The sequence below is a fragment of the Mycobacterium sp. NTMscope_MAC_269 genome (genome assembly GCF_976985695.1).
The window spans coordinates 2596175-2612125 of record NZ_OZ335668.1; the positions used below are offsets into that span (position 1 = coordinate 2596175).

Here is a 15951-nt window from a genome sequence, read left to right on the forward strand (position 1 = left end):
ATTCCGCGCCACAAGTCGACGTTCGTGCGCCCCCGCCCCCGGTCATCACGACGGCTCCGGCGCCGCAACCGAATCCGGCTCGTCCGTCCCCGCGTCCGCGTCGGGAAGCTGGCCCACGAGATATTCCGCGAGCCCCCCGATGGTCGGGTAGTCGAAGACCGCCGTCGCATTGATCGTGAACTTGCCGCCGAACTGGCTGTGCAGCCGGTTGCGGAGCTCGATCGCCATGAGCGAATCGGTCCCCAGGTCCAGGAACCGACTGCTCGCGGCGGGCGGCGACGCGAGACGCAGGAAGTTCTGCACCTCCCGCTGCAGGAATTCGGTCACGAAGCCGGCGCGCTGGGGCACCGGGATCTCCATCAGCTGCTTGAGCAACTCGCTGTCACCGGTCACCTCTCCGGCGGCGCTGGGTAACACGAGATCGAGGATCGGCGGACGCGAACTGCCCAGCACTTTGGCGGCGCGCTGCCAGTTGGCCTTGAGGACGGTGGCCTGGCCGGTTCCATTGGCGACGACCTCGGCGAGGGCGCCGAGCGCGGCCGAAGGTTCCAGCGGGATCAGGCCCTGCGCACTGATGTTGGCGGTCGCGGCCTCCGAGGAGGCCATGCCCCCTTGGGCCCAGGGACCGAAGTTGACAGCGGTCGCCGGCAGGCCTTGGGCCCTTCGCCGCGCGACCAGGCCGTCGAGCAGCGCGTTGGCGGTCGCGTAGTTGGACTGTCCGGGCGAACCGAACAGGCTCGACACCGACGACGACACGATGAAGAAGTCCAGCTCGTCGTCCTTCGTCATCCTGTCCAGGTGGTAGGCGCCGAACGACTTGGGCGCCAACGTCGTTCGGAAGCGATCGAGGCTCTGCTGTGACAGCAGCGCGTCGTCGAGCACGCCCGCCAGATGCGCCACGCCGGCCAGCGGCGGCAATTCCGCGCGGATGCGCTCCAACAGCTTCGCCACCTCGGACTCGTCGCCGACGTCGGCGGCGAAGACGTGGACGCGGCACTTGTAGCGCTCGGTGATCTCCTCGATCTGCCGTTGTGCGTCCGCGTCGGGCTCGCGCCGACTGGTCAAGACGATGTCACCGGCACCGAGTTGGGCCAGATGCGCCGCGGTGTGCAGGCCGATCGCACCGAGCCCGCCGGTGATCAGGTAGCTCCGATCGGGCCGCGGCTGCAGGGGATTCGGTATCTGGACCACGATCTTGCCGATGTGCCGCGCCTGCTGCATGCGGCGGAACGCTGCTCGCGCCTCGGTGAGCGGGTAGACCTCCGCGGGCAGGGGCGTCCACTCACCGTTGGCCAAACCCTGCGACACCTCGGTGAGCAAGTCGCGAATGCGATCGGGTTCGGTGAACATCACCGTGTCCAACGCCACGATCTCGTAAGCGATGTCGGGACGCGCCTGCGCCATCTGCTCGGGTGTCCAAATGTCGCGCTTGGCGATCTCGGCGAAGCGGCCGTTCTTGGCGGTGGCCTTCAGCGTCGCCTCGATGAACCCTTCGCTGGTCAGGGAGTTGAGGACCACGTCCACCCCGGCACCGTCGGTGTCCGCCAGGATCTGATCGGCGAAATCCGTTGTGCGCGAGTCATAGACGTGCTTCACACCCTGCTTGCGCAGCGTCGCGCGCTTGAACGTGCTGGCCGTGGCGAACACTTCGGCACCGAGCTGCTGGGCCATCTGGACCGCCGCCAGGCCGACACCGCCGCTGGCGGCGTGGATGAGGACCTTGTCGCCGGGTTTCAGCTGCGCCCAGTCGAAGGACAGCCGCACGGTCAGCGCCGCAGCCGGAATCGTCGCCGCCTCGACCGCGCTCACGCGAGGAGGGATCGGCGCCAAGAACTGGGCGGGCACGTTGAACCGGCTGGAGAACGCGCCCTGCATGGAGCCGTAGACGCGTTGCCCCACTTCGACTCCGGTGACACCGTCGCCCAATTGGGTGACGACGCCGGCGAAGTCGCCACCGATCGGTCCGGGGTCGCCCGGGTAGAGGCCGAGGACGTTGAGCACGTCGCGGAAGTTGAGGCCCGCGGCCTCGACCCGGACCTGCACGTAGCCCTCGTCCGGCGGCGGCACGTCCGCCTCGGTCAGCCGCAGGTTGTCGATCGCGCCGCGTTCGGTGGGCGCCAGGACGAAGTCGCGTCCGCGGGGCACCGTGAGATGACCGCTGCGCGCCCACGGCAGCAACCGGGAGGCCAGCAGCTTTCCTTGCCGCACGGCGAGTTCCGGCTCGTCGATCGGCGCGGCCAGCAGGGCGGCCAGAGCCTGCACGGCTTCGGGTGTCCCGTCGCAATCGACGAGTTTGGCGCGCAGCGCTGGCTCCTCGTTGATCGTGGTGCGGCCGAAGCCCCACAGCGCCGCCTGCACCGGGTCGACCGGCTCGCCGGATTCGGTGGCCACGGCACGCTCGGTGACGATCCACAATCCGCCGGGCAGCTTCACCTCACCGCGCTGCACGGTGTGCACGGCGCTGAGCAGGTTGGCGATTTCGGTCTCGAGGCGCGCCGTGACCTCGGCGCTCGACTCTTCGCCGTTCGGCGCCTTGCTACGCCAGACGACACCGGAGAACGGCAGCCCGCGTTCGTGGGCTTGAGTCAGCACCTGCCCCAACGGATCCGGATCGTTGGCGCGGTCGAGCGGGATGCAGCCCGGCACCTTGGCGGCCAGTTCGTCGAAGCCGGCGATCAGCCAGGTGCCGGCGGCGTCTCCGGCTTCCTCGCTCGGTGGTGGGGGCACCTCGTGCCAGCCCAGGGTGTAGAGCAACCGGGTGGCATCGCCGCCCAGGCCACGCAGCAGCGCCTCGCGCGGGGCCCGCTTGACGGTGAACTCGCGAATCCCGCCCAGGTGACTGCCATCCCGATCGACGAAATCGAGGTCGAAGACCTGGGTTTCGCTGTTGAGTTCGCTGCTGTGCCACCGCGCGCGGCAGTAGAACCGCCGCGGCATCTTCTCCCGCAGCGCCACTTGCCCGTAGCGCAGCGGCAGGAACAGATCGTTGACGCCCTGTTCGGCCGCGAGAAGCGCCGGGAAGGCCGGGAAGGCGACCCCGGTGCACAAATCCATCAGCACCGGGTGCATCGGCTCGCCGCCGAGTTGTTCGGCGAGTTCTTCACCGACGAGGATGTCGCCGATCGCCTCGCCCTCGCCGAGCCACAGGGACTTCAGGGAACCCGACCAGGTCGGCCCCCACGCCAGCTCCAAGTCCGCGAACGTCTCGAACAGCTCCTGCGGTCGCATGCGGTTCAAGCGCTCGATCGTTTCGTCGATCGGATCACCCTCGGTCGCCGGCTCCTCATCGGCGCCGCTAACGACGGTGCCTTCGGCGTTCAACGACCATTCGGCGCCGCGTTCACCGTACGGGCGGCTGTGCACCTGGAAGGTGGACTCGCCGCCGTCCTGCAGCGGGTGCAGCGTCAGCTGTACCTCACGAGAACTCTTCTCGGGCAAGATGATCGGCTCGTAGAAGAAGACGTCCCTCACCCGCGCCGGGGCGCCGACCGCGGCCAGGGCCATCGCCGCATAGGTCGCGCCGGGGACGACGACGGTCCCGTAGATGACGTGGTCGGACAGCCACGGCTGCGACTTGACGGACAACCGGCTGGTGTAGACCGAGTCGCCCGAGGCGAGGTCTTTCGCGTTGCCGAGGATGCCCGACGACGGACCGGCCCCTCCGTCGAGGGCGATGCCGGAGGTCTTGGGCCAGAAGCGGCGGCGCTGGAACGGATAGGTGGGCAACTCGACCCTGCGGCGCGACTGATGATGCAGCGCAGCGAAATCGGGACGAAGACCGCCGACGTAGGCCGCGGCCAGCGCGTCGGCTATCTGGCGTCGATCGCCTACGCCCTTGCGCAGCGAGACGATCGCGCGGGGAGCGGACAGGTGCTCCGGCCAGACCTGCACCGCGGCGCCGGTCAGCACCGGTTGCGGGCCGATCTCCATCAGCACCGAGCAGCCCAGCGCCGCCACGGTGCGCACGCTTTCGGCGAATTGCACCGGTTGTCGGGAATGCCTGCGCCAGTACTGTGCGTCGAGCGGCGTCTGGGCCGTGAGCACGGCACCGGTGCGGTTGCAGATCAGCGGCATCGTCGGGGTGGCGAACCGGAATTGCGCCGCGTACGACTCGAATTCGTCGAGCACCGGATCGAGCAGTTCCGAGTGGAAGGCGTGGCTGGTCTGCAGCCACGTGCAACGGATCCCGTCGTCCCCGCATTTGGCGACGATCTGCTCGAGATCCTCGCCCGGTCCCGACAGCACGGTGTTGGGGCCGTTGTAGGCCCCGACCGACACGCGCGGGAATTCGGCGGCAACCTGCTCGACGTGCTTGGGGTCGGCGAAAACCGCCACCATGCGCCCACCTTCGGGCAGGCTGCCGAACATCCGGCCACGCTCGGCCATCAGCCGGGCGCCGTCCTCGAGGCTGAAAACGCCGGCCACACAGGCCGCCGCGTACTGGCCCACGCTGTGCCCCAGCACCACGTCGGGTTGGATTCCCCAGGACTGCCACAGCCGGGCCAGGCCCATCTCGACGGCGAACAGTGCCGGCTGCGCAAACGACGTGTGCCGCAGCCTTTCCCCGGCTTCGCCACCGGTTTCGCGATCGGTGGCGAACAGCACCTCCAGCAACGGATGCGGCAGCATGTCGCTGACCGCCTCCGCACAACGTGTCACGGTTTCGGCGAAAACCGGTTCGGTGTCGAACAAGTCACGCGCCATGCCCGGGTACTGACTGCCCTGGCCGGTGAACAACCATGCCGTCGTCGGGTGGTGGGTGTGCTCGCCCCGTACGACGCCGGGCCGCAGGCGGTTCTCCGCCAATTCGGAAAGCGCCTCGCGCGCACCGTCGACCGAATCCACGACCAGCGCGGCGCGGTGTTCGAAGTGCGAGCGTCCCGTTCCGGCGGTCAGGCAGACCTCGGCGAGATCCACATCCGGGTGGGCGGTCAGCCATTTGTGGTAACGCCGCGTCAACGCCACCAGCGCTTCCGGTGACCGCGCGGACAGCGCCAGCACCCTCGCCTGTCCGGCCTGAGCCCCCGACTCCGGCTCCGCCACGCGTTCGTCGGCGAGCGGCTCGGCGGAAACAGTTCGCGCCGGCGCCTCCTCGACCAGCACGTGCGCGTTGGTGCCGGTGAACCCGAAGGAACTCACGCCCGCGCGCCGCGGTCTGCCGTTGGGTGGCCACGGCATCGCCGTGTCCACGACCCGCACCGGCAGCGAATCCCACGGGATGTGCGGCGACGGCTCCTCGAAGTGCAGGCTTTGCGGCAGCACCCCATGCTGCAGCGACAGCACCACCTTGATCAGACCCGCTGCTCCCGAAGCCGATTCGGTGTGCCCGATGTTCGTCTTCACCGAGCCCATCAGCAGCGGCCGGTCGACCTCGCGGCAGTCCCCGTAGGCCGCCGCGGCCGCCTGTACCTCGATCGGGTCACCCAGCGGCGTGCCCGTTCCGTGCGCCTCGAGGTAATCGACATCCCCGCCCGTCAGGCCGGAGCGAGCCAGCACCGAGCCGATAAGCCGTTGCTGCGCACCACCATTGGGTACAGTCAAACCGCTGGACGCCCCGTCCTGGTTGACCGCGCTGCCGGGAATGACCGCGCAGATCCGGTCGCCATCGCGCTCCGCGTCGCTCAGCCTCTTGAGGACGAGAATCCCGCAGCCTTCGCTGCGTACGTAACCGTCGGCGGAGGCGTCGAAGGTCTTGCATCGCCCGACCGGCGAAAGCATCCGCGCGCGGGAGGCCGCGACGACCGTCACCGGACTCAGCAACACGTTCACGCCGCCGGCCAACGCCATGTCGCAGTCACCGGAGTGCAGGGCCTGGCAGGCCTGATGGACGGCGACCAACGCCGAGCTGCATGCGGTGTCGATCGCCACCGCGGGTCCTTCGAATCCCAGCGCGAAGGCGATCCGGCCGGAGATGGCGTTGAGCGCGTTGCCGGTGATGAAGTGGGGTTCGATCTTGTCGATCGACTCCGACGACAGCAGATGCGCGTACTCGTTGGCCGCCACCCCGACGAAGACCCCGGTTCGGCTGCCGCGCAGGGCGGCCGGCGCGTAGCCGGCCCGTTCGAGGCCCTCCCACACCGTTTCGAGCATCAGCCGCTGCTGCGGCTCGATCCAGACGGCCTCGCGGGGTGAGATGCCGAAGAATTCGGGATCGAACCCGTCGATTTCGTCGAGGAATCCGCCGAACCGCGTGTAGGTCTTACCCGGAACGTCCGGGTCCGGGTCGTAGAACTCGTCGATGTCGAATCGGTCCTCCGGGACCTCGCGGATCGCGTCGACACCTTCGGAGAGCACCTCCCAGAACGCTTCCGGGTCGGGTGCGCCTGGGAAACGGCAGGACACCGCGACGATGGCGATCGGTTCGTCCGTGCGCGTCGGCACGGCCGCTGCCGGCTGCGGCCTTGATTTCGAGGATCCCTGATCGCCGAGCTCGAGCACGTCGCTGAGCAGGTAGTCGGCCACGTCGGACAGCCGTGGGTGATCCATCGCCAGGGTGGCCGGGATCTCCTTGCCCACGCCCTGTTCGATGCGGCGCCGCAATTCGACGGCCATCAGCGAATCCATGCCGAGGTCGAAAAACCCTGCGTCCTCGCGGATTTCGGCGGCATCGACGCGCGTAACCTCCGACACCGCGTCGCGCAGGTAGTCGGTCAGAAGTTTCTTGCGCTGCTGCACCGGGGCGCCGGTGAGCCGCTCCACCAAGGGGGTCTTTCCCGCCGGGGTTGCCGAGGGCCCCGCGGCATTCATCAGGCTGGGCACCTCGCGTTCGAACTCCGCCAGGAACGCCCGCCTGCCCGCCTGCTGATAGAGCGGCAGGAAGCGCGCCCAGTCGATCCGGGCCACCACACCCTGCACCAGGCCCTCTGCCGCGCCGGCCGCCACGGCATCGGCCAGGCCCGCGAGCGCGTCGCCCGGCGACAACGTCCGGACTCCGCGCTGCTCCAGTCGCGCACGGGATTTCGCGTCGGCCATGCCTGCCGACCACGGCCCGAAGTTGACACTGACGGCGAGGATGCCCTGCTGTCGCAGGCGCCAGGCCAGGCCGTCGAGGAAGGCGTTCGCGGCGCCGTAGGCAGTCTGGCCGAATCCACCCCACACCGAGGCGATCGAGGAAGTGCTGATGAAGAAGTCGAGTTTGAGCTCGGCCGCCGCCTCGCTCAAATGCCAAGCGCCCCAAACCTTGCCGGCAAAGACGCGATCGACCTCGTCGTCGTGCAGGGCGCTCAGCGGGGTGGTGCCGATCTCGCCCGCGGCGTGCACGATGCCGGCCAGCTGTGGCAGTTCGGCCTGCACGCCTGCCAGTAGGCGGGCCACGTCATGTGCGTCGGCGACATCGGCAGCCACGACGCGGATTTGGCAGCCGTGCTGTTCAACGAGGGAGTCGATGCGCTGTTGCGCGGCATCGCTGGGCGCGCGACGGCCGGTCAGCACCAGATGCCGGGCCCCGTTCGCGGCCAGGTATCCGGCGATCTCCAGTCCGATCGCGCCCAGTCCCCCGGTCACCAAATATGTTGCGTCGGTGCGCAGTTGCAGCGGTGTACCGCCCGGCGGCCCGACACGCCGGGCCAACCGGGGTGTATAGACCGCACCATCGCGCAGCGCGAACTGGTCTTCCCGGACGTCCGAGCCGCGCGACGCGGCGATCCGGTCGATGAGCGCGGACCATTCGTCGGTTGCGTGGTCGCCGACTTCTGACAGGTCGGCGAGTCCACCCCACACCTGCGGGAGCTCCAGCGACGCGGCGCGCCCGAATCCCCACAGGCAGCTCTGCTGTGGCGCCACCGTGTCCGTGTCGGTGACGCGCTGCGCGCCGCGGGTCACGATCCAAATGGGGCTGCGCAGTTCGGCGCTCACCGCGGCGCGAAAGAGCCGCCGCGTTGCGCCCAGGACCCGGTGTTGCATCCGCAACAGCGACCGCATCGACGGTGCGGTCCCGGTCTCCAGGGCGGCGGCGTGCACGATGCGTAACGACGCATCGTCGGTTGCCGCGGCGCGCAACGTCTCAACGAGCCGTTCCTCGTCGGCGTCGGAGACCGGCAGCCCGACGACCCGGTGCCGGTGGTTGCGCGCGGTCAGCAGGTCGACCAACGGCTGGACCGCGTCGGCATCGTCGGCGACGACGATCCAGCCGGCTCCCTCGTCCGCGTCCGCGCGGGGCAGCGGAGAAGGCGCCTTGCCCCAGCGGATCTCGTAGCGGTCGTCCCCGATGGACCGGGTCGTACGCTGTTGATTGTGTTGCGCCGCAAGCTTGGTGAGTACCTGCAGGGTTTGAGGATCGTCGCTCACACCGCCGAGCAGCGCCGCAAGTTCCTCGATCCGGCCGTCCTCGAGAAGGCGGACGGTTTCGGTACGCGGTCCACCGGCGGTCTGGGGTTGGTCGGGGCGCTCGCGGTCATCCCGGAACCAGTATTGACGGCGCTCGAACGGATAGGTGGGCAGGTCGAGCTTTCGCGCGTGCGGCCGCCGGAACGCGGCGTAGTCGGGCAGGTGGCCCAGCACATACGCGTCGGCGACCGCTTCGGTGATCTGCCGGTGGTCAGCGCTATTCCGCCGCAGCGACGTGATCACCCGGGGTGCGGTGGCCGGGTCGGGCCACGCCCCGAGGGCCGCGGCGGTGAGCACCGGTCGCGGCCCGATCTCGAGCAGCAACTTGCAGTTCAGTTCGGCAAGAGTGCGCACGCTCTTGGCGAACTCGACCGGCTGGCGCGCGTGCCGGCGCCAGTAGGCGCCGTCGAGCTTCACACTGCGGCCGAGCGCGGCTCCGGTGCGGTTGTCGATCAAGATCCGTTGTGGCGCAGCGAAGTTGAACCTCCCCGCATACGATTCGAATTCGTCGAGGATCGGGTCCAGGAGCGCTGAGTGGAACGCGTGGCTGGTGTCCAGCCAGTCACATCGGACACCATCGGCCGTCAATCCGGCGACTGCGGGTTCCAAATCGGCTGCCGGTCCGGACAATACGGTGTTGACGCCGTTGTAGGCGGCGACGGACAGGCTGGGGAACTCGTCGGTCAGCCGCTCGACCCGCTCGGCGGCGGTGAACACCGCGACCATCCGGCCGCCCGCGGGCAGGCTGCCGAAGAGACGACCGCGTTCGGCCATCAACAGCGCGCCGTCCTCGAGACTGAGCACGCCCGCGACGCAGGCCGCCGAGTACTGGCCGACGCTGTGGCCCAGCACCACGTCGGGCTCGAAGCCCCATGACTGCCACAGCCGGGCCAGGCCCAGTTCCACCGCGAACAAGGCGGGCTGTGCGTAGGAGGTCTGCTGCAGCGTCGCTTCGCCATCCGGGCTGTCCATATCGAAAATGACGTCCAGCAACGGCTTTTCGAGGATGTCGGCGACCGCGGCGGCGCAACGGGTCAGCGTCTCGGCGAACACCGGCTCGGTGTCGAACAGCTCCCGGGCCATGCCGGGGTATTGGCTGCCCTGACCGGTGAACAACCACGCCGTCTTCGGGGTGTCATGCGATTCGCCACGGAACAATCCGGGCGCCGGGCGCTCCTCGGCGAGCGCGCCGAGCAACTCCAGGGCCGATTCCCGCGAGTTGACCACCAACGCGGCCCGCTGCTCCAAGTGCGCTCGGCCCGCCCCGGCGGTAAAGCACACGTCCTCCAGGGTGGCCTGCGGGTTCGCGCTCAACCAGGCGCTGTATTCCTCGGCCAGCCGCGTCAACGCGGCCGGCGTTCGCGCCGACAACGGAAGGATGCTGAACCGCCGGTCCCCGGCGGGCTCGACCGAAGCCGATTCCGCGGGGGCGGGCATGGCCTGCTCGGGTGCTTCCTCCAGAATGACGTGAGCGTTCGTCCCGGCGAATCCGAATGAGCTGATCCCCGCAATGCGCCGCTGCCCGTTGCGTTTCCAGGGCGTGGCTTCCTTGACGACTTCCACCGCCAGCCGTTCCCAGGGGATGTGGGGCGACGGGTTCTCAAAGTGAAGGTGCTGGGGCAGCAGCTCGTTCTCGAGGGACAGGATCACCTTGATCACGCCCGCGATGCCCGCGGCCGCTTCCAGGTGTCCGATGTTGGTCTTCACCGAGCCCATCAGCAACGGCTGGTCGGGTTGGCGCCCGGCCCCGAGCACCGCGCCCGCGGCCTGGGCCTCAATGGGGTCGCCCAGCGATGTCCCGGTGCCGTGCGCTTCCAGGTACGCGACATCGCGCGGCTCGAGGTCGGCGCGCTTGAGCGCGTCGGCGATGACGCGCTGCTGGGCAACTCCGTTCGGAACCGTCAATCCACCCGACGCGCCGTCCTGGTTGATCGCGCTGCCGCGGATCACCGCCCGAATCCGGTCCCCGTCGCGCATCGCATCCTCAAGGCGCTTGATCACGATGACGCCACATCCCTCGCCGCGCACGTAGCCGTCGGCGGCCGCATCGAACGTCTTGCACCGACCGTCGGGCGCGAGCATGTGCGCGCTGGAGAACGTGATCATGGTGGCCGGGGTGAGCAGCACGTTCGCGCCGCCGGCCAGGGCGAGGTCGCATTCTCCGAGGCGCAGCGCCTGGCACGCCTGATGGATGGCGACCAGCGACGAGCTGCACGCGGTATCGACGGCGACCGCCGGCCCCTGCAGCCCCAGCCGATAGCTGATCCGTCCCGCCGCGGCCGCGTTCGACGTCCCGATGGCCATGTAGGCCTCGATCTCGGGATAGGTCAACTCGTCGGAGGCCATTCCCAGGTAGTCGTGCGTGGCCAGACCGACGAAGACACCAGTGTTGCTGTCGGCCAGATCCGTTGGCGCGTAGCCCGAATGCTCCACCGCGCGCCACGCCGTCTCCAGCAAGATCCGGTGCTGCGGGTCCATCAACCTGACCTCGCGCGTCGACATGCCGAAGAACGGGGCGTCGAACCCCGTTACGTCGTCGACGAAGCCCGCGCGACGGGTGACGACCTTGCCCGGCGCACCCGGCTCGGGGTCGAAGAATTCGTCGACGTCCCACCTGTCCTGCGGCACTTCGGATATCGCATCCCGGCCGTGCAGCAAGACATCCCAGAACTCGCCCGCGTCAGCGGCTCCCGGAAATCGCGCCGCATAACCGACGATCGCAAAACCCGATGCCGATTCCCCCAGACCTTCGACGGATGCCATGCGCTTGTCCTCTCTTGGCCGGTCAAGATCGATCCCCGCGGAGGGCAGTTGCGCTCGGAGAAACATTCCGGAGGCCAACACCGCATTCGCAGCGCCCGCATCGCGCAGCGGCGGCCGGCGCGGCCGCCGCCCTGCATCCCCGCCCGGCCGCTCGATCGCCACAACTCGATCGCCGCGACTCGATCACCACGAAGGCCGGTCGGATCCGTGAGCGAGTGTAGGCGGTGGCTCGCACGGCTGCGACGGCGATCACTTCGAGGGTTTATCTTGGTCTCGCCGCCGGCGTGGCCGCCGACGTTCAAACCCAGGAGGACGAAGCTTTGCGCATCGGGAAGATCACGATCGGCTCACTCGATGATTGGACGCTGACCCCTGGCTCGGTCACCTCATGGCAGCCGACCGCCGCGGCCACCGAAAAGGCCCGACAAGCCCCGGTCAGCTCGGTGCCGGTCAGTTACATGCAGGCCCAACATCTTCGGAACTACCGTGAACGCACGGCCGCCGGGCTGAACTTCTCACGGCAGATCATCGCCACGTGTGAGGTAGCCGGGACGTGCGACATTGCCGCGATGGACCACGCCGTCAACGCGTACCTGCGCCGGCACGACACGTTTCGCAGTTGGTTCGAGGACACCGGTGACTCAGAGTTCGTCAGGCACACTCTCAACGATCCTGGCGACATCGAGTTCGCCCCGGTCGAGCACGGCGAGATGACGGCGGACGAGATACACGCTCACGTGGTGGCCATACCAAATCCGCTGGAATGGGGTTGTTTCACCTTCGGGATCATCCAGAGCGAGGGCCATTTCACCTTCTTCGCGGCCATGGACCATGTCCACGGGGACGCGACGCTGATCGGCACCACGATGATGGAGGCCAACGGCATGTACACGGCGTTGAGCGGGGGCGGTGAGGCCCTTACTCTTCCCGATGCCGGCAGCTTCGACGATTTCTGCATCCGCGAACGCGAATACACATCGACACTGACCCTTGATTCGCCCGAGGTGCGCGCGTGGATTGACTTCGCCGAGAACAATAATGGGGGCTTTCCCGAATTCCCGCTGCCGCTGGGCAACCCGCGGGAATCGAGCAGCAGCGACATGACCTCATTACTGCTGATGGATGTCGCGCAGACGGAGCGATTCGAATCGGCGTGCGCGGCGGCGGGCGCGCGCTTTGTCGGGGGCCTGTTCGCCTGCCTCGCTTTGGTGGAGCACGAATTCACGGGCGCTCTGACGTATTACGGGCTTACTCCGCGGGATTCGCGCAAAGGCACCGACAATTTCATGACGCAGGGCTGGTTTACCGGCTTGATTCCGATCACCGTGCCGATAGCGGCTGCCTCTTTCGGCGATGCCGCGTGGTCGGCGCAGGCTTCTTTCGATAACAGCCTGGATATGGCGAAGGTGCCCTACTACCGCGTGTTGGAACTGGCGCCGTGGTTGCGCTGGCCGCAATCAAACTTTCCGGTGTCGAACTTCTTTCATGGCGGCGCCGCGCCCCTCAACGCCATTCTTGCTGCCGCCGACTTGGGGCTTGCGAACAATATCGGGATCTACCCGGACGGCCGGTATTCCCACCAGCTGACCATTTATATATTCCGGTACGGGGAGGGCACGGTCATGGCGATCATGCATCCGGACAACCCGGTCGCCCGGAAATCGGTTGTCCGCTATATGGAAGCGATGAAGTCGGTATGTGTGCGGGTCGCCGGCAGCGGGAGCTGGGGACGCGTCGCGTAGCGTGGAGCACTTCGATGGCACGTGATGCGACATCGCGTGGTTTGACCGGGCCCGGTCGAGTGCGGCCGCGTTGCCGCCGGCCGGGGGTGAGGGCGGTATGCGACGGCTAGCCGATTTTGTGGTGCGGTGGCCCTGGGCAGTGATCGGGATCTGGGTCACGATTGCGGTCGCGCTGCCGCTGACTTTCCCATCGCTGAGCGAGATGGCCGAGAAGCATCCGCTCGCCATCCTGCCCGGCGATGCGCCGTCGAGTGTCACCGCCCGAGAAATGACCGCGGCATTTCACGAATCGGGCTCAGAAAACCTCTTGTTGGTGGTCCTGACCAACGACAACGGCCTGGGCCCGGCCGACGAAGCCACCTACCGCAAGCTGGTGAACGCGCTGCGCCAGGACACGCGCGACGTCGTGATGCTGCAGGATTTCGTCAGCACACCGGCCCTGCGCTCGGCGGTGACCAGCAAAGACCACAAGGCCTGGGTGCTTCCGGTCGGCGTCGCGGGCGAGCTGGGCACTCCCCGCTCGTACGCCGCGTTCAACCGGATCGATGACATCGTCAAACGCGTCTTGCAACAATCCGGCACGCCGCTGACGGTCAACCTCACCGGGCCCGCGGCGACCGTCGCCGACCTCACGGTCGCGGGCGCTCGGGATCGGATGCCCATTGAGCTGGCGATCGCGGTTCTGGTGCTCGTCGTGCTGCTGGTGATCTACCGCAGCGCGGTCACCATGCTGCTGCCGTTGCTGACGATCGGCGCATCCCTGGTGATCGCGCAGGCGGTGGTAGCGGGCTACTCGCAGCTCACCGGTTCGGGTGTCTCGAATCAGTCCGTCGTCTTCCTGAGCGCCATAATGGCCGGGGCCGGAACGGATTACGCGGTCTTTCTCATCAGCCGGTACCACGACTATTTGCGGTCGGGTGCCAAGTCCGATGAGGCGGTCAGGCGCGCGATGTTCTCGATCGGCAAAGTGATCGCCGCGTCGGCGGCCACCGTCGGGATCACCTTCCTGCTGATCAGCTTCGCCCGGATGGGCGTGTTCAAGACGGTCGGGGCGTCGGCGGCAATCGGGATCGGTGTGGCATTCCTCGCCGCGCTGACGTTGCTGCCGGCCGTCCTGGTGCTTGCGGGGCGGCGCGGCTGGGTCAAACCCCGGCGCGAACTGACCGCGCGATTCTGGCGGCGCTCGGGCATCCGCATCGTGCGGCGGCCGAAGGTCAATCTGGTTGCCAGCGTGCTGGTGTTGATCGTCCTGGCCAGCTGCGCCGGCCTGGTGCGCTACAACTACGACGATCGCAAGGCCCTGCGGCCTTCCGCGCCGAGTTCCATCGGGTACACCGCACTGGATCGCCATTTCCCGGTGAATCAGTCCATTCCGCAATACATCCTGGTCCAATCGCCGCACGACCTGCGCACGCCCAAGGCCCTCGCGGACCTGGAACAGATGGCGGACCGGGTCAGCCAACTGCCGAATGTCGCTGCGGTCAGCGGCATCACCCGCCCCACCGGCAATGTGCCGGAACAATTCCGGGCGACCTATCAGGCGGGCGCCATCGGCACCCTGCTGGCGGACGGGTCCACCCTGATCAAGGACCACACCAACGACCTCAACCGGCTGGTCGCCGGCGCGGGCACGCTGGCCGACAACCTCGGCAACGTGCGAGGCCAGGTCGTTCAGCTTGCCGCTAGCGTGCAGGAGCTGGAGAGCGCCTTCTCGTCGGCGAAGAGCCAGTACACCGGCGACGCGCTGGTGAAACAGGTCGACATCGCGGCCCAACTCGTCGACCACGTCAACGCGATCAGCAACTCGATGGGCTGGAACTTCTCCGCGGCCAAGAACGTCTTCGCCTGGATAGGCCCGGTGCTGGCGGCGCTGCAGGGTAACCCGAGGTGCGATGTCGATCCGTCGTGCAGCGACACCCGCGGGGCATTCGAGCAGCTGGTCGGCCCGCAAAATCAAGCGGACCTCGACGCGATCAACGAGCTGGCCCATCGACTGCAGCAGGCCCCGGACAAACGGGCCCTCAAGGCGTCGACCGATCGGGTGCGCGCTTCGCTGGCGAAGCTCACCAAGGTGCTGCACTCCATGGGGCTGGACAAACCCGGTGGCATGCAAACAAATCTGAACACCGTGCAAGACGGCGCAAACCGATTAGCCGGAGGCAGCCGCCAGGTGGCCGACGCGGTGGCTCAACTCGTCGACCAACTCAAGCAGCTCGGCAGCGGGCTCAACGAGTCGGCGGCGTTTCTGTTGTCGCTGAAACGCGATGCCGCACATCCGGCAATGGCCGGGTTCAATATCCCACCCCAGCTGCTGCAGTTAGAGCAGTTCCAGAAGGCGGCCAAGGTATTCATTTCGCCGGACGGCCACTCGGTGCGGTATTTGGTTCAAACCAAACTGAATCCGTTCAGCACCGAAGCGATGGATCAGGTCAACGCGATCACCGCGGCCGCGCGCGGGGCCCAGCCGAATACCGCATTGGCGGACGCCACGGTGTCGATGGCGGGATATACCGTCGCCCTGAAGGACACGCGTGACTACTACCAGCACGATATTCGGTTCATCATCGCGGTCACGCTTATGGTCGTGCTGTTCACCCTGATCGCGCTGCTGCGTGCGATTGTCGCGCCGCTGTATCTGGTTGCTTCCGTGGTCATTTCGTATTTGTCCGCGGTGGGTATCGGCGTGCTCGTATTTCAATACCTGTTGGACCAGCAATTGCATTGGAGCGTGCCCCCGCTCGCATTCGTGGTGTTGGTCGCGGTGGGAGCCGACTACAACATGCTGCTCGTCTCCCGAATGCGGGAGGAGTCTCCGCACAGCATGCGGTACGGCATCATCCGGACGCTCGGCTCGACGGGCGGTGTGATCACCGCGGCGGGTCTGATCTTCGCCGCCTCGATGTGCGGCCTGTTGTTCTCCAGCATCAGCACCGTGGTCCAGGGCGGTTTCGTGATCGGGGTGGGAATTTTGCTGGACACCTTCTTGGTGCGCACCATCACGGTCCCCGCCATCGCCGCGCTGGTCGGACGGGCGAACTGGTGGCCTTCCCGAGGGAGCGCGCGGTCGCCGAGCGGACGCGCCGAGCCGCAGCCCGGTTAGCACCCGCACATGATGTATGTG

General features: G+C 67.6%; 3 protein-coding genes. 2 read left to right on the top strand and 1 reads right to left on the bottom strand.

Features of this window, described 5'->3' with window-relative positions; genetic code table 11:
• Positions 1–45 precede the first annotated feature (45 nt).
• Positions 46–11088: an SDR family NAD(P)-dependent oxidoreductase gene (locus ACZ50Z_RS12130; protein WP_464483775.1), complete on the bottom strand. Its 11043-nt coding sequence runs from the start codon at positions 11086–11088 to the stop codon at positions 46–48.
• A 320-nt stretch (positions 11089–11408) separates the two neighbouring features.
• Between ACZ50Z_RS12130 and ACZ50Z_RS12135 the strand changes: the two genes are divergently transcribed.
• Complete coding sequence (locus ACZ50Z_RS12135) at positions 11409–12830, top strand: condensation domain-containing protein (RefSeq protein WP_464486205.1); 1422 nt, start codon at positions 11409–11411, stop codon at positions 12828–12830.
• A 97-nt stretch (positions 12831–12927) separates the two neighbouring features.
• On the top strand, positions 12928–15930 hold the full coding sequence (locus ACZ50Z_RS12140) for an MMPL/RND family transporter (RefSeq protein ID WP_464483776.1): 3003 nt from the start codon (positions 12928–12930) through the stop codon (positions 15928–15930).
• The last annotated feature ends 21 nt before the right edge of the window (positions 15931–15951 follow it).

Excerpts from the sequence above, each read along its gene's own strand:
- ACZ50Z_RS12130 (WP_464483775.1), bottom strand. The coding sequence starts at position 11,088 with ATGGCATCCGTCGAAGGTCTGGGGGAATCGGCATCGGGTTTTGCGATC.
- ACZ50Z_RS12140 (WP_464483776.1), top strand. The coding sequence starts at position 12,928 with ATGCGACGGCTAGCCGATTTTGTGGTGCGGTGGCCCTGGGCAGTGATC.